General features: G+C 68.3%; 20 protein-coding genes. 10 read left to right on the top strand and 10 right to left on the bottom strand.

Annotation, left to right across the window (positions count from 1 at the left end):
- The coding region (locus Uis4E_RS05000; protein ID WP_133125396.1) for a metallophosphoesterase at positions 1-873 on the bottom strand (873 nt) is incomplete at its 3' end.
- Positions 874-1,056: 183 nt separating this feature from the next.
- On the opposite strand from Uis4E_RS05000, the gene Uis4E_RS04995 reads away from it, so the two are divergent.
- Complete coding sequence (locus tag Uis4E_RS04995; RefSeq protein WP_101622115.1) at positions 1,057-2,790, top strand: acetolactate synthase large subunit; 1,734 nt, start codon at positions 1,057-1,059, stop codon at positions 2,788-2,790.
- Positions 2,791-3,190: 400 nt separating this feature from the next.
- Here Uis4E_RS04995 and Uis4E_RS04990 read toward each other — a convergent pair whose 3' ends face one another.
- Entirely contained in the window at positions 3,191-5,770 is a 2,580-nt protein-coding gene (locus tag Uis4E_RS04990; RefSeq protein ID WP_243394330.1) for an ATP-dependent Clp protease ATP-binding subunit, read from the bottom strand.
- 151 nt (positions 5,771-5,921) lie between these two features.
- On the opposite strand from Uis4E_RS04990, the gene Uis4E_RS04985 reads away from it, so the two are divergent.
- A complete protein-coding gene (locus tag Uis4E_RS04985; RefSeq protein WP_101622114.1) occupies positions 5,922-6,899 on the top strand; it encodes a universal stress protein in 978 nt (325 codons plus the stop codon).
- Here Uis4E_RS04985 and Uis4E_RS04980 read toward each other — a convergent pair whose 3' ends face one another.
- The 5 genes from Uis4E_RS04980 to Uis4E_RS04960 all read right to left on the bottom strand — a co-directional run bounded on the left by Uis4E_RS04980 (position 6,900) and on the right by Uis4E_RS04960 (position 12,260).
- A complete protein-coding gene (locus Uis4E_RS04980; RefSeq protein ID WP_101622113.1) occupies positions 6,900-8,177 on the bottom strand; it encodes a DUF3027 domain-containing protein in 1,278 nt (425 codons plus the stop codon).
- 9 nt (positions 8,178-8,186) lie between these two features.
- A complete protein-coding gene (locus Uis4E_RS04975) occupies positions 8,187-8,576 on the bottom strand; it encodes a cold-shock protein (RefSeq protein ID WP_101622112.1) in 390 nt (129 codons plus the stop codon).
- Between the two features lie 117 nt (positions 8,577-8,693).
- The gene (locus tag Uis4E_RS04970; protein WP_243394329.1) at positions 8,694-10,634 is read right to left on the bottom strand and encodes a sensor histidine kinase; all 1,941 of its coding nucleotides are present in this window, start codon (positions 10,632-10,634) and stop codon (positions 8,694-8,696) included.
- Positions 10,631-11,362: a response regulator transcription factor gene (locus Uis4E_RS04965; RefSeq protein WP_101622111.1), complete on the bottom strand. Its 732-nt coding sequence runs from the start codon at positions 11,360-11,362 to the stop codon at positions 10,631-10,633. The genes Uis4E_RS04970 and Uis4E_RS04965 overlap by 4 nt, the downstream gene beginning before the upstream one ends.
- A gap of 112 nt (positions 11,363-11,474) precedes the next feature.
- Positions 11,475-12,260, bottom strand: coding sequence for a TPM domain-containing protein (locus tag Uis4E_RS04960; protein WP_165784853.1), 786 nt, complete (start codon positions 12,258-12,260; stop codon positions 11,475-11,477).
- A 180-nt stretch (positions 12,261-12,440) separates the two neighbouring features.
- On the opposite strand from Uis4E_RS04960, the gene Uis4E_RS04955 reads away from it, so the two are divergent.
- Positions 12,441-12,731 (top strand): WXG100 family type VII secretion target, encoded by a 291-nt coding sequence (locus Uis4E_RS04955; RefSeq protein WP_101622109.1) that lies wholly within the window; start codon positions 12,441-12,443, stop codon positions 12,729-12,731.
- A 95-nt stretch (positions 12,732-12,826) separates the two neighbouring features.
- Here Uis4E_RS04955 and groL read toward each other — a convergent pair whose 3' ends face one another.
- The 3 genes from groL to Uis4E_RS04940 all read right to left on the bottom strand — a co-directional run bounded on the left by groL (position 12,827) and on the right by Uis4E_RS04940 (position 15,853).
- The gene (gene groL / locus Uis4E_RS04950) at positions 12,827-14,452 is read right to left on the bottom strand and encodes a chaperonin GroEL (RefSeq protein WP_034529898.1); all 1,626 of its coding nucleotides are present in this window, start codon (positions 14,450-14,452) and stop codon (positions 12,827-12,829) included.
- A 343-nt stretch (positions 14,453-14,795) separates the two neighbouring features.
- Positions 14,796-14,999 carry a cold-shock protein gene (locus Uis4E_RS04945; protein ID WP_034529900.1) on the bottom strand — a complete coding sequence of 68 codons (204 nt, stop codon included), beginning with the start codon at positions 14,997-14,999 and terminating at the stop codon, positions 14,796-14,798.
- Between the two features lie 173 nt (positions 15,000-15,172).
- Positions 15,173-15,853 carry a LytR C-terminal domain-containing protein gene (locus Uis4E_RS04940; RefSeq protein WP_101622108.1) on the bottom strand — a complete coding sequence of 227 codons (681 nt, stop codon included), beginning with the start codon at positions 15,851-15,853 and terminating at the stop codon, positions 15,173-15,175.
- Between the two features lie 147 nt (positions 15,854-16,000).
- Between Uis4E_RS04940 and Uis4E_RS04935 the strand changes: the two genes are divergently transcribed.
- From Uis4E_RS04935 to Uis4E_RS04905, 7 genes are all read left to right on the top strand, one after another.
- Positions 16,001-16,702: a uracil-DNA glycosylase gene (locus Uis4E_RS04935; protein WP_101622107.1), complete on the top strand. Its 702-nt coding sequence runs from the start codon at positions 16,001-16,003 to the stop codon at positions 16,700-16,702.
- 108 nt (positions 16,703-16,810) lie between these two features.
- Positions 16,811-17,875 (top strand): AAA family ATPase, encoded by a 1,065-nt coding sequence (locus Uis4E_RS04930; protein WP_101622106.1) that lies wholly within the window; start codon positions 16,811-16,813, stop codon positions 17,873-17,875.
- Complete coding sequence (locus tag Uis4E_RS04925; RefSeq protein ID WP_101622105.1) at positions 17,872-18,825, top strand: DUF58 domain-containing protein; 954 nt, start codon at positions 17,872-17,874, stop codon at positions 18,823-18,825. The genes Uis4E_RS04930 and Uis4E_RS04925 overlap by 4 nt, the downstream gene beginning before the upstream one ends.
- Positions 18,822-19,364 (top strand): hypothetical protein, encoded by a 543-nt coding sequence (locus Uis4E_RS04920; protein WP_207764549.1) that lies wholly within the window; start codon positions 18,822-18,824, stop codon positions 19,362-19,364. Before Uis4E_RS04925 ends, Uis4E_RS04920 begins: the two co-directional genes overlap by 4 nt.
- On the top strand, positions 19,364-20,428 hold the full coding sequence (locus tag Uis4E_RS04915) for a vWA domain-containing protein (protein WP_101622104.1): 1,065 nt from the start codon (positions 19,364-19,366) through the stop codon (positions 20,426-20,428). Before Uis4E_RS04920 ends, Uis4E_RS04915 begins: the two co-directional genes overlap by 1 nt.
- Positions 20,425-21,456, top strand: coding sequence for a VWA domain-containing protein (locus Uis4E_RS04910; protein WP_101622103.1), 1,032 nt, complete (start codon positions 20,425-20,427; stop codon positions 21,454-21,456). The genes Uis4E_RS04915 and Uis4E_RS04910 overlap by 4 nt, the downstream gene beginning before the upstream one ends.
- The gene (locus Uis4E_RS04905) at positions 21,453-22,046 is read left to right on the top strand and encodes a DUF6466 family protein (RefSeq protein ID WP_101622102.1); all 594 of its coding nucleotides are present in this window, start codon (positions 21,453-21,455) and stop codon (positions 22,044-22,046) included. Before Uis4E_RS04910 ends, Uis4E_RS04905 begins: the two co-directional genes overlap by 4 nt.
- Positions 22,047-22,145 lie beyond the last annotated feature (99 nt).

The raw sequence follows: 22,145 nt of genomic DNA, 5'->3' as shown, positions 1-22,145 counted from the left end.
GGCCATGTCGCGGCCGAAGCTGCCCGCCTCGATGACGGGCGCGCCGGCGGCGGTCCTCATGCGTTTGAGCGCGTGGCTGTGGCCGGCGTAGACGAGGTCGACGTTCCGGTCGAGCGCCGCCGCGCCGGTTCCGGCGGCTGCGGACGCGTCGGCGTGGATGAGCGCGACGACGGCGTCGGCTTCGCCGTTCGCCTCGTCGCCGTCGCTGAGCTGGTCGGCGACGCGGTTGATGGCGTGCACGGCGGTCTCGTCGAGGTCGGCGTCGCGGGTGATCTTCGGCGTGGCGACGGTGCCGAGCGCGTCCGTGAGCGCGCCGACGAACGCGACGCGTTTGCCGTTGACCGTGCGGATCGTGTAGTCCTTGACGTGATTCAGCAGACCGTTGGATGATTTGTTCGCGGCGGACACGTTGGCGCTCAGCCAGTCGATGCCGTTGGCGGGGTCGGCGATGCGGTCGTTGAAGTCCTCGACGCCGCGGTCGAATTCGTGGTTGCCGACGGCGGAGACGGTCAATCCCCACGCCTTGGCCATGTCGAGCGTGGGCTTGTCCTTCTCGAACGCGGATTCGTAGGGGCTGCCGCCGACGAGGTCGCCGGCGGAGACGGGCACCATGTTGCCCGGGTTGTGCGCGTCGGCGAGCGCGAAGCCGGCGGCGTTCGTCTCGCCGCGTTCGATGTGCCCGTGGAAGTCGGTGATGTCGGCGATGGTGACGGTGCGTTCCCCGGTGGCCGCGTCCGTTCCGGAGAAGGGGACGGTTCCCGGGTTCGACGCGGACGCGTGCGGGACGGCGAACGCCCCGACGAGAAGGAACGTGATACCTGCGATGGCGGCCCACGGTCGCCTGCCGGCCTTCGTGCGCCGGCCTGACTGCATCCTGCTCACGATTGCAAGGTATGCCGCGCGGTTGAACGGCGTTCCCTCGCCCGTCGTCCCGCAGGTGAATTCTCAGTGGCTTCTTAGTGGGCCGGCGGGGAGCGCGGCTCGCATCGGGCCGCGCGTCCGACACGCGTCCACTATGCGGCGGCGTGCCCAATCGCACATCGGTGCTGTTACACTATGCCTACCGTGAACGCTACAGAAGCAACGGCATCCGCGGCGATCGAGCCGCAGGAGCAATCGAAGAAGACCCATGTCCGCACCGTCGCCGACCTGTTCGTCGAATGTCTCGTCAACGAGGGCGTGGAGACCATGTACGGCATCCCGGGCGAGGAGAACATCCCGCTCATGGAGGCCATCGAACGCGACGGGCGCATCCGCTTCGTCCTGACCCGCCACGAGCAGGGCGCCGGCTTCATGGCCGCCACGCAGGGCCATCTGACCGGCAAACCGGGCGTGTGCCTGGCGACGCTCGGCCCGGGCGCGCTGAACCTCACGCTGCCGGTCGCGCAGGCGAACGCGAGCACGACGCCGCTGGTCGCGATCTGCGCGCAGGGCAACGTGACCCGCCTGTACAAGGAGTCGCATCAGATCGTCGACCTGGTGAGCGTGTTCCGTCCGCTCACCCAGTGGACGTCGATGGTGATGGAGCCGGCCTCGGTGCCGGAGATGGTGCGCAAGGCGTTCTCGATCGCCCAGCGCAACCGTCCGGGCGCCACCTGCCTGATCCTGCCGGAGGATGTGGCCGAGATGCCGGCGCCCGCGGGCTCGCATCCGCTGCCGCTGCCGAATCCGATGAGCTTCGCGCCCACGCCGGACACGATCGAACGCGCGGTGAGCATCATCCGCGGCGCGAAGCATCCGATTGTCCTCGCCGGCAACGGCGTGGCGCGCGGACATGCGGAGAACCGTCTGCTCGCCCTGGCCGAGCAGCTCAACGTGCCGGTGGCGACCACGTTCGAAGGCAAGGGCGTGATCTCCGACCGCATCCCGCTGGCGCTCGGCGTGGTCGGCTTCATGCGCCACGACTACGAGAACTTCGCGTTCGACGAGGCTGATCTGATCATCGCGGTCGGCTTCTCGATCCAGCAGTTCGATCCGAAGAAGATCAATCCGAACGACGACAAGACGATCATCCACATCAACACGTTCATCGAGGACACGGACGCGCATTATTCGACGGCCCTGAACATCATGGGCAACATCGACGCGACCCTGTCCGCGCTGGTCGACGCGCTGCACCGCCAGCATGTGACGTTCGGCGTGTCCCATCCGAAGATCCACGAGCTGCTGACCGACGAATACGAGTCGTACGCGCAGGACGACTCGTTCCCGCTGAAGCCGCAGCGCATCGTCGCGGACACGCGCCGCGCGATGGAGACGGACACGGACATCGCGCTCGTCGACACGGGCGCGTTGAAGATGTGGATGGCGCGCCTCTACCCCACGTACTATTCGAACACGTGCGTGATCGACAACTCGCTGTCGACGATGGCGTGGACGCTGCCCGGCGCGGTCGCCGCCTCGCTGGAGAACCCGGGTCGTCCGGTGCTCGCGGTGATGGGCGACGGCTCGTTCATGATGAACGTGCAGGAGATCGAGACGGCGGTGCGCGTGGGCGCGCGCATCGTGATCCTCGTGTGGGTGGACGAGGCGTACGGCCTCATCAAATGGAAGATGGACCTGCATGACGGCAGCCACGAGTACGTGGACTTCAACAACCCGGACGTGGTGGCGCTCGGCATGAGCTTCGGCGCGAAGGGCCATCTCATCGAATCGGCGGACGAGCTGTATCCGACGCTGCGCGCCGCCCTGCGCTCCGGCTCGGGCATCGACATCATCGCCTGCCCGGTCGACTATTCGGAGAACATGAAGCTCATCGACAAGCTCGGCGAGGTCGACTTCAGCGGCTGATCGCCTTCCGGCAACCACCCTCAGTCGGACTTCGTCCGACAGCTCCCGCCAGCGGGAGCGGGAATGCCGTGGTCGCCGGCGCTCCGCCCCGCCGGCGGGGCTCCCGCATAACAGACGACACATCCGCCGTCAGGGAACTCCCACAAAAAAACGGACGACACATTCGCCCCCGCCGGCGGGGGCTCCCGCGAAGCGGGTGGGGGTGGTCTCCACACGACGGCGAACCACCCTCAGTCGGACTTCGTCCGACAGCTCCTGCCAGCGGGAGCGACAGGCGAAGTCGGCACACGCCACCGCCAGCGGAAGCGACGCGGTCCATTGCATCGTGATGCGAAGCATCGGAAAAGGGCTTCGGTTCCTGATGGAACCGAAGCCCTTCCACGTTGCTACGGACGGAACGTCACTCCACGTCGCCGGAGGCGTCGCCCGCGGCCGGGGCCGCGTCGGCACCGACCAGCTCGGGCTTGCCGCCCTCGCCGGATTCGCCGTCCGCACCGGTCTTCGGCTCCTCGAAGTCCTCGCCCTTGAACGTGAACTCGCCGAGGATGCCTTCGCCCTCCGCGTCGACGACCACGCGCTGGCCGTCCTTGAGCTCGCCCATGAGGATCTTCTCGGAGATCGCGTCCTCGATGTCGCGCTGGATCACACGGCGCAGCGGACGGGCGCCGAGCAGCGGGTCGAAGCCCTTCTGCGCGAGCAGGTCCTTCGCGGCGTCGGTGAGTTCGAGCGACATGTGGCGGTCGAACAGACGGTCGTTGAGCTGCTTGACGTCGAGGTCGACGATCTGGCGCACCTGCGGCTCGGTGAGCTGCTTGAACACGATGATGTCGTCCAGACGGTTGAGGAACTCGGGGCGGAACTGCTGCTTGAGTTCGGCGCTCACCTGCTCCTTCATGCGCTGGTAGCTGGACTCGGTGTTCGCGCCCAGGTTGAAGCCCGTGTTGGCGGCCTTCGCAATGTCGCGCGTGCCGAGGTTGGTGGTCAGGATGATGATCGTGTTCTTGAAGTCCACCTTGCGGCCCTGGCCGTCGGTCAGATGGCCGTCGTCGAGCACCTGCAGCAGCGTGTTGAAGATGTCCGGATGGGCCTTCTCGATCTCGTCGAACAGCACGACGGAGAACGGCTTGCGGCGCACCTTCTCGGTGAGCTCGCCGCCCTCCTCGTAGCCGACGTACCCCGGGGGCGCGCCGAACAGGCGCGACGCGGCGTACTTCTCGGAGAACTCGGACATGTCGACGCGGATGAGCGCGTCCTCGTCGTCGAACAGGAACTCGGCGAGCGTCTTGGCCAGCTCGGTCTTGCCGACGCCGGTGGGGCCGGCGAAGATGAACGAGCCGGACGGGCGCTTCGGGTCCTTGAGGCCGACGCGCGTGCGGCGGATGGAGCGGGACAGCGCGGAGACCGCCTCGTCCTGGCCGATGATGCGCTTGTGCAGCTCCTTCTCCATGTTGAGGAGCTTCTTGGACTCGGCCTGCGTGAGCTTGAACACGGGGATGCCGGTGGTGGAGGAGATGACCTCGGCGATCACGTCCTCGTCCACGACCATCTTCACGTCGGACTCGCCCTCGTGCCAGGCCTTCTGCTTCTCCTTGAGCTCGGTCTGCATCTTCTCGAGGTCGTCCCTCAGGGAGGCGGCCTTCTCGAAGTCCTGATCCTTGACGGCCTGCTCCTTCTCAGCGGAGAGCTTCGTGACCTTCTGGTCGAGCTCCTTGAGCTCCGGCGGCGTGGTCAGACGCTTGATGCGCAGGCGCGCGCCGGCCTCGTCGATCAGGTCGATGGCCTTGTCCGGCAGGTTGCGGTCCTGGATGTAGCGGGCGGACAGCTCGGCCGCGGACTGGAGCGCGCCATCGGTGATGGTCACCTTGTGGTGGTTCTCGTAGCGCGAGCGCAGACCCTTGAGGATCTCGATGGTCTCGGCGATCGTCGGCTCATGCACCTGGATCGGCTGGAAGCGGCGTTCGAGGGCCGCGTCCTTCTCGATGTACTTGCGGTACTCGTCGGTGGTGGTGGCGCCGATGGTCTGCAGTTCGCCGCGCGCGAGCATCGGCTTGAGCATGTCGGACGCGCCGAGCGCGCCGTCGGCCGAGCCGGCGCCGACGATCGTGTGGATCTCGTCGATGAACAGCACGATGTCGCCGCGGGTCTTGATCTCCTTGAGGACCTTCTTGAGGCGCTCCTCGAAGTCGCCGCGGTAGCGCGAGCCGGCCACCATGGAGCCGAGATCCAGCGAGTAGACCTGCTTGCCCTTGAGCGTCTCCGGCACGTCGCCTTCCTGGATCTTCTGCGCGAGACCCTCGACGACGGCGGTCTTGCCGACGCCGGGCTCACCGATCAGCACCGGGTTGTTCTTGGTGCGGCGGGAGAGCACGACCATGACGCGCTCGATCTCCTTGGAGCGGCCGATGACCGGGTCGAGCTTGCCCTCGGCGGCCTCGGCCGTGAGGTTGCGGCCGAACTGGTCGAGGATCGCCGAACCGGACTTGTTGGCCTTGTCGGCCACGCCGCCGGCGTTCGCCAGATCGCCCTTGCCCTTGCCGTCGCCGGAGTTGCCGCGGATCATGTCGATGGTGGTGGAGCGCAGCTCCCCCAGATCGACGTCCATCTTGATGAGCACCTGCGTGCCCACGCCCTCGCCCTCGCGGATGAGGCCGAGCAGGATGTGCTCGGTGCCGATGTAGCTGTGGCCGAGCTGCAGCGCCTCGCGCAGGCTCAGTTCGAGCACCTGCTTGGCGTGCGTGGTGAAGGGTATGTGGCCGTTGGACGTCGCGTTGCCCTTGCCGATCATCTCCTCGACCTGCTTGCGGGTGGCGTCGAGCTCCACGCCCTTCGCGGCGAGCGCCTTGGCGGCCACGCCCTCACCTTCGCGGATCAGTCCGAGCAGAAGATGTTCGGTGCCGATGTAGTTGTGCTGGAGGGAGCGCGCCTCCTCCTGCGCCAACACGATCACGCGCCGCGCACGGTCTGTGAACCGTTCGAACATTATTGTCCTTCCTCAATTGACACTGCCCCTCACTTTAGCGATTCGCGGTGACGTTTGCCCCATTCCGTCCCGTATTTCCGCTCAGGACGTATGGAAGGCGATATGCTGGGACTGGTGGATGTCCTTGAGTGACGACCAAAGGAGGTTCGTGATGACCACTTTCGATTCCCTGTATGATCCGACGGCCGACATCGTCGTCGGCGTGGATGGTTCCGATGAGTCGTTCGCGGCGCTCACATGGGCGATGCGCGAGGCCGGTCTGACGGGTCAGCGCGTCAACGCGGTGTTCGGATGGACCCATTCGTGGGATATGGGCGCGGAACCGGACAGCGAGGAGGCGTGGGACAAGGTGCGTCGCGACATCGCCGCCCAACTGCGCGAGTGGGTGGATGAGGCGTGCGCCGGCATCGACTTCGATCCGGAGCTGCTGAAGCTCACGTCGGTGAAGGCGTCCGGCACGACGGCGCTGCTGAAGATCGGCCGCGACGCGCAGCAGATCGTCGTGGGCCGCCGTTCGCTGGGACGCGTGGCACGCTGGTTCATGGGCTCGCTGTCCGCGTCGCTCGCGGAGGCGGCCGAAGTGCCGGTCACGGTGGTGCGCGTCGCCGGCGGCGAGGACGAGTCGGTGACCGACGACATCGCGAACGCCCTCTCCCCCGTCAAGGAGACCGTGCACTACGTGCCGAGCGAGGGCGTGGTCGAGGAGTCGCGCCGTCCGGTGGTCGTCGGCGTGGACGGTTCGGACACGTCGCGCCGCGCGCTCGGATTCGCGATCCGGGAGGCGCAGGTGCATGACGCGCCGCTGCACGTGCTGTTCTGCTGGCAGTTGAAGGATCTGGGCGTGGTGCCCGGCTACGAGCGCGCGGTCGCGCCGATCGAGGTGGGCCAGCGCCGCGCCGAGGAGCTGCTCGCCGGCCTGCTGGCCGACACCCCCGTCCCCGAAGGGGTCGAGGTCGAGTCGCACGCCTTCCACATCACCGCGTCGAAGGGACTGGTGGCCGCGTCCCGGTACGCGAGCCATCTGGTGGTCGGCTCGCGCGGCCTGAGCGGTCTGGACGCGCACTTCCTCGGTTCGGGGTCGCGTCAGATCGTGAACTTCGCCGAGTGCACGGTCACCGTGGTCCACTGATCATTCCGCGGCGTCCTCCGACCCGTCCGTGCCTTGCGCGGACGGGTCGTCCGTCTCCGGCGCGTCGCCGGCATCGTCCGCATTATCCGCATTATCCGTGTCGACGGCGTCGTCCGCACTGTCCGTCTCATCCGTCTCGTCGGCATCGCCCGTGTCGATGGAACCGTCGGCGTCGAGCGCGACGACGGTCTCGACCTCCGGCCCGTCGCCCGCGTCGACCGTGTTCTCCTCGATTTCGGGGGCGTCGGCGTCGATCTCGGTGTTCTCCTCGATGTCCTGCTCGGTGGGCTCGTCCTGGTCGACGGGCTCCTCCTGTTCGAGGATCTCGACCTGGGCGCGCTCCTCGCGGGGCTTCTGCGCGATGATGTCGATGTGCAGGTCGTCGTAGGCGGGCTTCGACTGCACCCACAGGCGGCTCGGCTCCGGCGGCTCGATCTCCGAGTGCTCGCCGCAGCCGTGGTCGAGGGAGACGACGCGGCCGTCGTCGGGGCTCCACTTGTTCGCGCACACGCCGAACAGCAGGTTCAGTTCGCCCTTCAACGGCACGAAGAAGCCGCACGTCGAGCACAGGTGGCCGGACGCGGTCTTCGTGGACATGGCCTTCGGACCGCGCGGGCCCTCGTACCAGCGTTTCGCGGTCTGGGCGCGGCCGAGCGGGGAGAGCACATGGCGGCGCGACAGGTCGAACTCCTCGACCGCCTCGTCCACGTCCTCGCGCGAGTCGGCGCCGGTCGCGGCGGCGTCCCCGTCGCCGTCATCCGCGGAGCCGGAGCCCTCGGCCGTCGCGTCCGTGTCGTCCCCGTCCGCATCGGCAGCGGCGACGGCGCCTTCCGCGCCTTCCCCGGCGTCCTTCGCCGGTTCGGTCCTGCGGAAGCCGTCTTCGAGACGCGGGTCGTCCGGGTCGGTGCCGATCGAGTCGGTGGGCGCGAGGTCGGTGGGTTCCAGACGGTCCTTCCACGGGATCCACGGCGGCGGCATGAGCGCGTCGTCGGTGGGGATCAGCGAGGATTCGTTGACCGTCCACCGGTCAAGCTCCTCGTCGTGGTACAGCGTGACCGACCATTGCCATCCCTCGTAGCCTTTGACGTGCGCGGCGATGCGGAAGTCGGTCACGCCGTCGCCCAGCTCATGCGTCTCGACGACATCGCCGACCTGTTCGGGCTCCTCGGCGACGGACATCGCCACGGACCGCGCGAGTTCGCGCGGGTCGATGCGCGGCGCGTCCGGAACGTCCGGCGTCGTCACGTCCTGTTCGGGGGTCTGCGTGGTATCGGTCATGGAACGGTCTCAGTCCTCCACATCGAAGTTGTCGGCCACGGCGCGCAGCAGCGTGGCGAGTTTGCGGCTTTCCGCCGCGGAGGGGTAGCGGTGCCGGCGCAGCGTGTTGCCGGCGGCGTCGAGCATCTTGATGAGGTCCTCGCAGATGGCGGCCATGTCGTCCGGCTTCGGGCGGGTGGCCTTGACGAGCGACGGCGCCGAGGCGATCGGGGTCACGCCCATCGCCTGCGGGCCCTTGCGGCCCGACACGACGGAATACTCGACCTTGGCGCCCTTGCGCAGCGTGGTGGCTCCGGTGGGCAGCGCGGCCGCGGGCAGGAACACGTCCCCGCCTTCATCACTGGTGATGAAGCCATACCCCTTGGCGGCATCGAACCAACGAACTCGACCGGTGGGCATCGTACACTCTCGCTTTCCTTGTCTCCAATCGTTAAGCCGATTCATTCTACCGCACTCCCCCGCCACACGCTCTCGGCGTACGGCGGGGCGTCGGCGCGGCCGGCGACGGCGGGACGGTCAGTGCGAGAACCAGGACCGCTTCGTCTTCGCGGGCTTCTCCTTGGATTTGAATCCGCGCGAGGATTTCACGCGGACCGTGTCGTCCGCGTCGTCGGGGGCGGGACCCGGATGCCCGGCGGCGTCGACCGGCCCCAGCGGCAGGATGATCGTGAACGTGAGCCCACCGCCGTCGGTCGGCGTCGCGCAGATGAACCCGTGGTGCGCCTTGACGACGGACTGGGCGATCGCGAGGCCCAATCCGGTGCCGCCCTTCTCGCGGGCGCGGGACGGGTCGGCGGTGTAGAACCGTTCGAAGATCTGCGCGCGCGACTCCTCGGGCACGCCGGGGCCGTGGTCCTCGAACCGCAGCACCGCGTAGTTGGTGCCGGTGCGCATCGAACGGCCCACTTCGACCGCGTCGAGGAAGCGCCGCATCGACTCGTCGGTGGCGGGCATCATGGCGAGCGCGTCCGGCGTGATCGAGGCGGGCATGACGCCCAGTCCGATGCGCGCCGGCGAGTCGGCGGGCGTGTAGCGGTGGATGTTGCCGACGATGTTCGTCACCACCTGGCGCAGGCGGGAGGCGTCGCCGGTGAGCGTGACCGGCGTCATGTCGCCGGCCTCGATGGCGAGCGAGGACGGATGGTCGAGGTCGGCGGCGGGCGTGTACGCAACGGTGCCGCGCGTCACCTCGCGTTCTGGGTCGAGCGCGTGCAGGTCGTCGAGCGCGTCGGCGACCACGCCGGTGAGCGAGACGGTCTGCGTCATGTCGATGCCGCGCCCCTCGTCGAGGCGGGCGAGGGAGAGCAGGTCCTCGACGAGCACGGTCATGCGCTGGCTGGACCGCTCGATGTGGGCGATGGATTCGTCGGCGCGTTCCAGCGCCCCCGGCATGCCGCGCTGCATCGTGTACAGTTCGGCGTAGCCGTGGATGGCGGCGAGCGGGGTCCTCAGCTCGTGGCTCGCATCGGAGACGAAGCGTTTCATCTTCGCCGTGGTCTGCTCCTGCTCGTGGAAGCTTTTCTCGATGCGCGCGAGCATCGTGTTGAGGGAGACGGCGAGCGAGCCGATCTCCGTGTTCTCCGGAGCCCACGGCACGCGCTGGGTGAGGTCGCCGGCGGCGATCTTCGCGGCGGTCTTCTCGATGCGTTTGAGCGGGTCGAGCGTGCGTTGGATGATGAGCGCGGCGAGCGAGCCGCCGAGCAGCACGATGGCGATGCCGACGGTCACGCAGTATTTGGTGAGCGTGTCGATGATGTCGATCTGGTCGGCGAGCGACAATCCGATGAACACGATCGCCTTGACGGTCTTGTCGGGGGTCTGCGACTGGAACGCGGCGACCCTCCACGGCGCGTTCGCCTGGTCGAGCGTCTTGCGTCCGGGCGTCGAGGCCGCGGGCGCCTGCGCCTGGCCGGAGGAGTCCGCCGCGGCGTCGGCGTTCATCCGCGTCACCGTGGTGACGACGGCGCTGGTGGTGAAGGGCTGGCCGAGCGCGTTCAGGTCGATGTCGTCGTTGGACGGCAATTGGGGGATCGACACGACGCCGCCTTCGAGCACCGGGTAGAGGCGCGTGTCAATCTGGCCGGTGAGCTTGCCGTCCTTGACGGCCCTGACCTGCAGGAAGTACGTGTTGAGGCCGTTGTTGCTCAGGTCGGAGTTGTCGCTCAGCAGCGTGCCGGTCATCACGATGTTGCGCTGCGAGATGATCTGCGAGTCGGTCTTCTCGAGCAGGTAGCTGCTGACCAGCTGGCGGATGGACGCGGAGATGCCGACCGTGCCGACGATGAGCACGACGAGCGTGCAGGCGACGAGCTTGGTGGTCAGCGAGACCCGGTCGATGTGGTCGAGGAAGAACCGCGGGACCCGCCGCCAGCCGGTCGCCTTGGGGGGTCTGAGGATGGGCGTGCGCGGCATGGGCGCCGGGCCGTTCTTCGGCGGGAACTGCGGCTGCGGAATCATGACTTCGGTTCGCGGATCATGTAGCCGATGCCGCGCTTGGTCTCGATGAGCGGCGTGACCTTGTGCTTCTCGCCGTCCTCGCCTTCGACCATGACGCCGTCGACCTTCTTGCGCAGGTAGGAGATGTAGCTTTCGACGATGGCCGCGTCGCCGCCCCAGTCGTACTGCCACACGTGGTCGAGGATCTGCGCCTTGGACAGCACGCGTCCCGCGTTGTCCATGAGGTAGCGCAGCAGCTTGTATTCGGTGGGGCTCAGGTCGACGCTCTGGCCGGCGCGGGTCACGTCGTGGGAGTCCTCGTTGATCTCGAGGTCGCCGACGCGGATGATCGGGTCGTCCTCGACCTGTTCGCGCGTGCGGCGCAGGATGGCGCGGATGCGGGCGACGACCTCCTCGAGGCTGAACGGCTTGGTCACGTAGTCGTCGCCGCCGACGGTCAGGCCCATGACCTTGTCCTGGGTGTCGTCGCGCGCGGTGAGGAACAGCACAGGCGCGTTGATGCCCTCCTGGCGGATGCGGCGGGTGACGGTGAAGCCGTCGATGTCCGGCAGCATCACGTCGAGCACGATGAGGTCGGGCTCGACCTTCTCGATGACCTCGATGGCCTCGGAACCGGATGCGGCGGTGTTCACCTCGAATCCGGCGAAATGCAGGGAGGCGACCAGCAGTTCACGGATGGACGGCTCGTCGTCGACGACGACGATCGATGCTTCGATAGGCTTGCTCATGGCTCCCAGCATGACCCGCGACCCTGTAGGTTTCCTGAAAACGTGCTGTGGATTGCTGCCGTGCGATGGAAACGCCGCGGCCGCCTCCGGGGCGGCCGCGGCGTTTCCGCCGTCAGCGGCCGAACGGACCGCGTTTGCGCTTGCGCGCCTCGCGCAGCTCGCGTCGCGTCATCGGGCGCTCCGGTTCGGCGGCGGGCGCGGCCGAAGCGACGGTAGCGCCGTCGCCGATGACGGTAGCGCCGTCGCCGATGACGGTCGCATCCTCGCCGATGACGGTCGCATCCTCGCCGGCGACGGTGGCGCCGTCGCCGTCATCTCCCGTCTCGTGTGCATCGGTCGTCGCGGCGTCCTTGTCGACCTCGCGACGGCGGCGCACGATCACGGTGACGACGATGACGCCGACCAGCACGACGAGGACGACGCCCATGACGATGACGCCGATCCGCATCGCACCCGAGTTCGTGGAGGTCTTCTTCTGCTGCTTGATCTCGTCCATCATGGCGGTGGCCGCGCCGGGCCAGTCCTGCGCGCCCTGCTTGGTGAGCGGCTGCATGGCGGCGTCGCTCAGCGCGTCGATGGTCTTCTGGTTGTTGAGCCACTCGTCGGAGTTCTTCGAGACGCAGACGACGAGGCTGCCGTCGCCGGACGCCACGGCGAGCAGCACCGTGTTCGGTTCGGGATCGGTGTCCTCCAGCGCCGCCGACGCGTACGCGGCCTTGTCCTTGGTGCCGAAGGTCTCGACGTAGAGCAGGCGCACGTGCACGCCGGTCTCCTGTTCGGTGCTCTTGATCGCGTCGGACACGGCCGATTCGTTCTTGCCGAGCAGGTTCTGCGTGTCGGTGATCACGTTGGTGGTCGTGGGCGCGTCCGCGGCGAGCGCCGCGGGAGTTATCCACATCGCACACATCAACGCGAGAACCAAGCAGACAAGCCATTTCCAGGACCGCGACACGCCGTCACGGGGGGCTCCGACCACAGGGGCCGTTTTTCCGTTCCTCATTCGTGCAGACATCATAGACTCCACCTTAGCGACCGGTTGCGCCAACAGACAACAACCCTCCGACGAAAGGAGACGACGATGCCCCAATACCAGGTGGATTCGGAGAGGATCCAGTCATCGAGCGCCGCGGTGCAGGCCTCGGTCGGCCAGATCAGGCAGGCCGTGGCCGGCATGTACGCGAATCTCAACGCCCTGCAGGACGCGTGGCGCGGCTCCGCCGCCACGCAGTTCACCTCGGTGGCCGAGCAGTGGCGGGCCGCGCAGCAGCAGATGGAGACGTCGCTGGAGTCGATCCAGAACGCCCTGACGCAGGCGTCCACCGTCTATGCGGACGCCGAGTCGCAGGCCACGCGCCTCTTCGCGCAGTGACCCGTCCGTGACGACGAAGGGGCCCGCGCACGTGGACGAACCACGTGCGCGGGCCCCTTCGGTCAGTCACCTGATGGAACCGATCGCCCTCGCGATCAGTAGCCCATGTCGGCGCCGGCGGCAGGGGCGGCCGGCTTCGGCTCCGGCTTGTTGGCGACGACGGCCTCGGTGGTCAGGAACAGGCCGGCGATGGAGGCGGCGTTCTGCAGGGCGGAACGGGTCACCTTGACCGGGTCGGTGACGCCGGCGGCCAGCAGGTCCTCGTAGGTGTCGGTGGCGGCGTTGAAGCCCTCGCCGTCCGGCAGGGAGCGGACCTTGTTGATCACGACGTCGCCGGAGACGCCGGCGTTCTCGGCGATCTGCTTGATCGGGGCCTCGATGGCGCGGAACACGATGGACGCGCCGGTGGCCTCCTCGCCGGTCAGCGAGGTGACGGCCTCATCGGACTCGGCCTTCTTGGCGGCCTGGACGAGGGCCACGCCGCCGCCGGGCAGCAGGCCTTCCTCGATGGCGGCCTTCGCGTTGCGCACGGCGTCCTCGATGCGGTGCTTGCGCTCCTTGGCCTCGACCTCGGTGGCCGCGCCGACCTTGATGACGGCGACGCCGCCGGCCAGCTTGGCGAGACGCTCCTGCAGCTTCTCGCGGTCGTAGTCGGAGTCGGTGTTCTCGATCTCGGCGCGGATCTGGGCCACGCGGGCGTCGATGTCCTCCTTGGAGCCGGCGCCCTGCACGATGGTGGTCTCGTCCTTGGAGACGATGACCTTCTTCGCGTGGCCGAGCACGGAGACGTCGACGGAGTCGAGCTTGAGGCCGAGCTCGTCGGAGACGACCTGGGCGCCGGTCAGGATGGCCATGTCCTGGAGCATGGCCTTGCGGCGGTCGCCGAAGCCCGGGGCCTTGACGGCGCAGGACTTGAAGGTGCCGCGGATGTTGTTGAGGATGAGGGTCGGCAGCGCCTCGCCGTCGACGTCCTCGGCGATGATCAGCAGCGGCTTGCCGGTCTTCATGACCAGCTCGGCCACGTGGACGACGTCCTGCTGGCTGGACACCTTGCCGGAGGTCAGCAGGATGTACGGATCCTCGAGCACGGCGGTCTGGTCGTCGGCGTTGGTGACGAAGTACGGGGCGATGTAGCCCTTGTCGAAGCGCATGCCCTCGGTGAACTCGAGGTCCAGACCGAAGCGGTTGTTGTCCTCGACGGTGACGACGCCGTCCTGGCCGACCTTGTCCAGGGCCTCGGCGATCTTCTCGCCGACTTCCGGATCGGCGGCGGAGATGGTGGCGGTCGCGGCGATCTGGTCCTTGGTCTCGACGTCCTTGGCGGCGGCGACGAGCTCCTTGACGATGGCGTCGGCGGCCTTCTCGATGCCGCGGCGCAGCGCGATCGGGTTGGAGCCGGCGACCACGTTCTTCAGGCCCTCGTGAACGAGGGACTGGGCGAGCACGGTGGCGGTGGTGGTGCCGTCGCCCGCGACGTCGTCGGTCTTCTTGGCGACTTCCTTGACCAGCTCGGCGCCGATGCGCTCGTACGGATCCTCGAGGTCGATCTCCTTGGCGATGGAGACGCCGTCGTTGGTGATGGTCGGGGCGCCGTAGGTCTTGTCGAGCACGACGTTGCGGCCCTTCGGGCCCAGCGTGACCTTGACGGTGTTGGCGAGCTTGTCGAGGCCCTCCAGCATGCCCTGGCGGGCATCCTCGTCATACGCGATGATCTTTGCCATGGTTGTGTTCATCCTCCAAATGGCTGGTGTACCGATGTCCACCCGCGAGGCCCGCGCGATACCGGCCGTCAGCCACCGGTTATCACTCCCGGCCTCCGAGTGCTAACCATGAGATTAGCACTCCACCCCGTCGAGTGCCAACATGCATCCATGCGATTGCGCTTTGGGCATGACCGTCCGGCGCGGCCGAAGCCGCGGACGGCGCCGTCGCCGACCCGCGTCCGGGCATGAAAAAAGCCCCGTCATACCGACCGGGGCAAACCTGAGGGGTCCGAATCCTCAACCTCACGAACCTAGGGATTTCATGGTGGGCGATGTCACGAAAGTCACATCACATCGACGTTCACAATTTGGTGACCTTCGTCGCCTGCATGCCTTTCGGCCCTTTCTCGGCCTCGTATTCGACCTTGTCCCCCTCGTCGAGGGTCTTGAAGCCCTCGCCGGAAATCACCGAGTAGTGGACGAAGACGTCGTCACCGCCACCATCCGGTGTGATGAAGCCGTACCCCTTGCCGTTACTGAAAAACTTTACGGTTCCTTGCGCCATGTTGCACTTCCCTTAGCTGTGTGAGCTGTAATCTCTCCCGACGCGGAGGGAATAAAAGAACTACAACACCGCGCTCCCCCCGCCTCGCGACTAAAGGGACAGTATAGACGTGACCCATGTCAACGACAACAGGGGGAGCGCGAAAATGAAACGGACCGTGGACGCGCCGGCCGTCAGCTCATCAGCACGACGACGATGCCGCCGCCGAGGCCGCTGGCCTGCTGCACGTTCGAGATGCCGAGCGTGGACGCCACGTCGTCGGCGGTCGCCTTGTCCGCCTCGGACTCGTACCACACCACGGTGGCGGACGGCAGGCTGCCGGTCGGGTTGGAGGCGGCGACGTTCGTGTAGCCGGCCGAGGCGAGCACGTTCTGCTTGGTGGCGGCGTAGCCGGAGATGCCGGTGCCGTTGATGACGGTCACGCCCTTGGTCTTGTCCGGCTGGGCGGCCTGCTGCGCCTGCTGCTCGGCCTGCGCCTGCTGCTGCGACTGGGCCTGCTCCTCGGCGGCCTGCTGCTCCTGCGCGGCCTTCTCCTCGGCCGCCTTCTTCTCGGCGGCAGCCTTCTTGGCCGAAGCCGCCTTCTTCTTCGCCGCCGCGGAGTCCGACGACGAGGAGGCCGCGGCCGATGTCGAGGAGGACTGCGACCACGGCAGCCTCACCTTGCCGGCCTCGCCCGAGAACACGCCCCACGCGCCGACGCCGCACAGCGCCGCGACCAGCACGACCACGACGAACGGCATGAACCGCGCCGCTGCCGAACGGGCGCCGCGGTGCATGCCCGCGGGGCCCTTCGGCGGATTGTCGAACGCATCCGGCTCGAAGGAATCCACCTCGTCCTTGTCGTTCTTCGCCATGATGTTCCTGTCCTCCATTCGTCACACTACCCACCGAGTGTAACGGCACGGCCGCCCGAACGGAACATCCCACCGTGTCACGCGCACACCACGCGCACATCACGCGCGCGCACCGCACGCCCCCGACGCGGGGTAGAGTGTGGAGCCATGAGCGAAATCAAACCGCTGAGCGAACTCGTCGAACCCGGCTGGGCCGCCGCCCTGGCCGACGTCGAACCGACGATCCACCGCATGGGCGACTTCCTGCGCGAGGAGAACCGCGCCGGCCGCCCCTGGCTGCCCGCCGCGCACGACATCCTCAGGGCGTTCACGATCCCGTTCGACTCGATCAAGGTGCTGATCGTCGGGCAGGACCCGTACCCCACGCCCGGCCACCCGGTGGGGCTGAGCTTCTGCGTGGCGCCCGACGTGCGCCCCCTGCCGAAGAGCCTCGTCAATATATATAAGGAGCTGACCGCCGACCTCGGCGTCCCCATGCCGTCCAACGGCGACCTGACGCCGTGGACGGAACGCGGCGTGCTGCTGCTCAACAGGTGTCTGACGGTCGGCGTCGGCAGGCCGAACTCGCATCAGGGCAAGGGCTGGGAGGAGGTCACCGAGGCCGCCATCCGCGCGCTGGACGCCCGCGTCGACCCGGCGACCGGCAGGCCGCGCCCGCTGGTCGCGATCCTGTGGGGGCGCAACGCGCAGACGCTCGAACCGCTGCTCGGCGACGCGGCCGTCATCAAGTCGCCCCATCCCTCGCCGCTGTCCGCGTCGCGCGGCTTCTTCGGCTCGAAGCCGTTCTCCCGCGCCAACGAGGCGTTGGAGGCGATGGGCGCCGAACCGGTCGACTGGCGTCTGCCGTGACGGGAGCCGGGCGAGGCCGGACGCGGACCGCATCCCGCTCCCCCGCCCGCCGCCTTTCCAGTCCGCTGTCAGGAACCGCGGTCATCGCACGCGGTTAGAGTGGAACGCATGGCAATTTTCCCTCCGAATCCACAGATGCCCCCTCAGCCCGCCGGCATGCGGGTCCCCGTGGCGGCGAGCGCGATCGCCGCGGACGACGTGAAGCGGGCCGCGGCGCTGGCCGACCGCATCCGCGCGCGCTTCGCCCAGACGCTCGTCGGGCAGGACCATCTTCGCGAGTCCCTGATCCTCACCCTCGTGGCAGGCGGCCACATCCTCATCGAATCGGTGCCGGGCCTGGCCAAGACGACGGCCGCGCAGACGCTCGCCACCTCCGTGTCGGGCACGTTCAAGCGCGTGCAGTGCACGCCGGACCTCATGCCCTCCGATCTGGTGGGCACGCAGGTGTTCGACTTCGCCTCGCAGAAGTTCACCACGCAGATCGGCCCGATCCACGCGAACTTCGTGCTGCTCGACGAGATCAACCGTTCGAACGCGAAGACCCAGTCGGCGATGCTCGAGGCGATGGCCGAGGGCGCGACGACGATCGGCGGCGAGCGCATCGCCCTGCCGAAGCCGTTCATGGTGATCGCCACGCAGAACCCGATCGAGGAGGAGGGCACGTTCGCGCTGCCCGAGGCCCAGATGGACCGTTTCATGATGAAGGCCGTGATGACCTATCCGACGGCCGACGAGGAGCGACGCATGCTGGCGCTGCTCACCCGCCGCGGCTCGGACGTGTTCGATCCGGCGCAGCTGCCGGCCGACCAGGTGTCGATCCGCGACGTGGAGTTCCTGCGCGCCGCGGCCAAGCGCGTGCACGTGTCCGACGCGATCATGCGCTACGCGGTCGATCTGGCCGCCACGTCGCGCGGCGCGGGCACGCATCCGATCCAGGGACTGGCCTCGCTGGTGCGTCTCGGCGCCTCGCCGCGCGCCTCGATCGCGCTGACGCGCATCGGCCAGGCGAACGCGCTGCTCAAGGGCCGCGACTATGTGGTCCCGGAGGATGTGAAGTCGGTGGTGCACGAGGTGATGCGCCACCGCATCGTGCTCACGTTCGAGGCGCTGGCGGACGGCGTGACCGCCGACCAGGTCGTCGACCGCATCGTCAGGACGGTCCCCGTTCCATGATCGACACGCGAACCGACGATCCGATCAGGGCCAGGATCGAGGCGCTGGGCACGCAGCTGAGCCTGCCCACCGTCCGCAAGGCGCTGGGCGTGATCGAGGGCGAGCATGCGTCGCGGCGTCCGGGCGGCTCGGACGAGCTGATGGACGTGCGCGCCTACGAGCCGGGCGACGAGGCGCGTCTGATCGAATGGAAGACGAGCGCGCGCCAGGGCCGTCCGATGGTGGTGCGCCGCGAACGTCAGGTCACGTCGCGCGTGTGGATGATGCTCGACGTGGGCCGTGAGATGACGGGCGCCTGCGAGTCGGGCGAACGCGCCTTCGAGGTCGCGGCGAACGCGCTGCGCATGTTCGCCGCCCTGTCGCTGCGCCGCTCCGACGACCTGTCGCTCGTGCTCTCCGACGCGGCGAGCATCACGCGCCTGCCGTTCAACGGCGGGTTCGCCCAGTTCGAGCGCACGCTCGACGAGGCGTTGGACCGCGACTGGGACCAGCCGCGCAACATCGACGCCCTGCTCGCCTACGCGCGGCGCATCAAGGACCGCCGCGCGCTGATCGTGCTCGCCACCGACGAGCACGCGTTGGGCGACGACCAGTTGAAGACGCTGCGTCTGGTGGCGCGCACGCATCCGGTCGTGGTCATCGACGTGGCGACCGTGAACCCGTTCGCCGCCGCCCGCAGCGTCGGCGTGCTCGACGGCATGGGGTCGCGCCGTCTGCCCGCGTTCCTCGCGGACGCGCACGCCGCGGCCGAGGTGGACACGCATCGCGCCTACATGGCCGCCGCGCTGGAGCGCGAGCTCGACCGCGCCGGCGGTCATATGATCCACGCCGCGTCCAGCGAGGCGATGTTCGACGCGTTCGTGCGTCTCGTCGCACGCTCCCTGGCCGGCAACACGGCGAACCAGCTGCGCGCGCCCGCCGGCCTCGACGTGATGGGAGGCGCCGCATGACCGCGATCGACCTGACGTTGGCGTTGAAATCCGACGATCTGACGCCCGCCGGCCAGATCGACATGACCGGGCCGTTCGTCGCGATGCTCGTCGCGTTCCTGCTGCTCGCCGCCGTGCTCGTCGCGGCCGTGGCGCTGCTGTCCCGCCCGCGCCGGTCCCGCGCCAAGGCGCGGCCGCACGGCGCGCACAGCGGCGGCGGCGACAAGGCGGCGTGGCGCGCCCGCATCGACGACGTGGTCGCGCGTCACGACGCCGGTACGCTCGGCCGCGAGGACGCGTTCACCGAACTCGCGGCGATCGCGCGCGAGTTCGCCTCCGCGTCGACCGGCCGCGACCTCAACGCGCACACGCTCACGGACATCCGCAACGAGCCGCGCGAGACGTCGGCGCGCGGCGGACTGGACCTGCTGCGCATGACGATCGCCGCGCTCTACCCGCCCGAGTTCGCCGACGCCGCCGTGAACGCGCACGCGCGCGAGGCGAGCGTCGAGGAGGCGGCCGGTTGGGTGTCGAATCTCGTGGAAAGGTGGGGACGCTGATGCAGTTGTCATGGCAATGGCCGTGGGCCGCGCTCGGCGGCGCGCTCGCCGCGGCCGCAATCATCCTCCTGGTCGTCGCGCTCTCGTCGCGCCGACACCGCATCGACACGGTGCGCGTGTTCACGCTCGACGACGACCTCAACACGGAACGCGCCTCGAAGCTGTTCCGCCAATGGCGGTGGCTGAACCGGTGCGCCGCCGTGCTCGTCGTCGTCGCGCTTGCCGTCGCGGTCGCGATGGTCGCGCGTCCGGCGACGGTCGACGTGAGCGAGGAGCGCTCGTCGAGCCGCGACATCGTGCTGTGCCTCGACGTGTCCGGTTCGACGCTGCCCTACGACCGGCAGGTGATCGACACGTACCGCGATCTGGTCGGGCACTTCCAGGGAGAGCGCATCGGCATGAGCATCTTCAACTCGACGTCGCGCACCGTGTTCCCGCTGACCGACGACTACGATCTGGTCACCGAGCAGCTGGACGCCGCCTCGAAGGCGCTCAAGGGCGTCGAATCGCAGGACGACATCGACAAGATGAGCGACTCCGACTACCAGCGGATCGCCGACTGGCTGGAGGGCACGCAGAACCGCAAGGACACGACGTCGCTGATCGGCGACGGCGTGGTCTCCTGCGCGGCGATGCTGCCCGGATTCGCCTACGGCTCGTCATCCGACGAATCGGACGCCACACGCACGCGTGCCGCGTCGATCGTGCTCGCCACCGACAACGTGGTGTCCGGCACGCCGACGTACACGCTCGAACAGGCGCTGGCGCTGACGACGAGCGCGAAGATCACCGTGGACGGCCTGTTCTCGGGCCCCACGCAGAGCGAGGGCGACGAGACGACCACGCAGATGAAGGATCAGATCGAATCGCACGGCGGCGTGTTCCTCACGCAGTCGAACGGCGGCAGCGTCGACGAGCTGGTGCGCGACATCGACGAACGGCGTTCCGCGGAGAGCCGCAGCGCGCATCAGGCCGCCATGGTGGACGATCCCGCATGGTTCACGGTCGCGCTGGCCGTCGTGGTCGCCCTGTGGCTGCTCGTGGTCTGGAGGTTGAAGCGATGAATGCGACATGGACCCTCTCCCCCGCGTTCGGATGGCCTGTGGGCGGCGCGATCGCCGCGGCGATGCTCGCGCTCGCCGTCGTCGGCGTCGTCCGCCACGTGCGGCACGCCGCCGGCGACGAGACGGTCGCCTCGTGCGTGCGCCGCACGCTCGTCTGCCTGCTCGTCGCGCTCGCCGCGCTGACGCCGTCCATGGTCGCGTCGACCACGTCGCGCGCGGTGAACGCGACGGACGTGGTGGTCGCGGTCGACGTGACCGGCTCGATGGCCGTCACGGACGCGCATTACGGCTCCGACACGGCGATCACGCGTCTGGAGGCGGCGCGCAAGGCCGTCGACGATCTGACGACGATGTACGCGGATTCGAGTTTCGCCGCGTTGCGCTTCGGCGCGTCCGGCACGCTCGACGTGCCGCTGACGCCCGACGCGCCGGCGATCCGCAGCTGGGCGAACACGCTGGTGCCGGAGGCGACGAGCGTGTCCGCCGGCTCGTCGCTCGACGCGCCGCTCGACCAGCTCGTCACCACGTTGAAGCAGATCCGCGACCAGCATCAGGACGACGCGATCGTGCTGTACGTGATCACCGACGGCGAGCAGACCTCGGCGAAGGCGCGGCGCACGTTCTCGTCGCTGCGCGGCTATCTCGACGACGCGTTCACCGTGGGCGTCGGCTCCACCGAGGGCGGCAACATCCCGAAGATCGCGGACGGCGTCTCCTCGGGCGGCGACGCGGAATCGCAGGAGTGGGTCACCGACCCGGACACCGGCCAGCCGGGCGTGTCGAAGATGGACGAGGGCAATCTCAAGGACATCGCCGACGAGATGGGCGGCACCTATCTCAAGGTGGATGCCGCGGACACGATGACCAAGGGACTGTCCGCGAAGACGAGCGACAAGTGGAAGATGACGGACACGCGCAAGGAGCGCACGAGGGTGACGCCGGTCGTCTGGCCGATCGCGATCGCCGCTGCGCTGCTGCTCGCCTGGGAGGCGGGCGCGCAGTTCGCACTGTCAAGGAGGCTGATATGAGCGTGGACCATGATGCCAAGCCCGATGCCAAGCCCGCGGCCCGCGCGCCGATGGGCGTGCGCGTGCTGCTCGCCGTGCTGGCCGTGCTCGCCCTGTGCGCGGCCGGCGTGGCCGGCGTGAACCTCGTGGCGGTCATGCGCTACAACCAGGCGACCACCGCCCTCAACGAGAACCTGAAGACCGCGGGCAAGTCCGACGCGGACCTCGACGCGCTGAGCGCGGGCCAGCAGCAGACCGACGCCCAGTTCGAGGACGCGGGCGCCCTCTCGTTCCTGCTGTTTCCTTCGGTGAAGCAGTCGATCCGCCAGAACCAGCAGGTCTCGAAGAAGCTCACGACCCGCACCGCCAAGGAGGTCGCCAGGCAGAAGGGCGACTCCGACGCGGGCACGGCGACAGGCGACGGCACGGGTTCGGGTTCGGGCGCGTCGAGGAACGCGAAGAAGGGCGGCGGTCTCACCGCCAAGCAGAAGCAGCAGGTCGAGGATCTGCTCAAGGCGAACCAGCAGTCCACGCCCTCGGATTCCGCCTCGAAGCAGAACAACGAGACCACGAAGGACACCACCAAGACCCAGGCCACCAAGCCCTGGTGATTCCGGTCCTCCGCCAACGTCCTTAACAAACGGTGGACAACGGGGGCTCCGACCACAGCCCCCGTTCCGGCTGGACGACGCCCCGCCCGTTCCCGTTCA

Origin of the sequence: Bifidobacterium parmae (genome assembly GCF_002860365.1) — a bacterium.
Classification (GTDB): domain Bacteria; phylum Actinomycetota; class Actinomycetes; order Actinomycetales; family Bifidobacteriaceae; genus Bifidobacterium; species Bifidobacterium parmae.
Note: the sequence above shows the minus strand (reverse complement) of the source record. Positions and strands in the feature narration are given on the sequence as shown.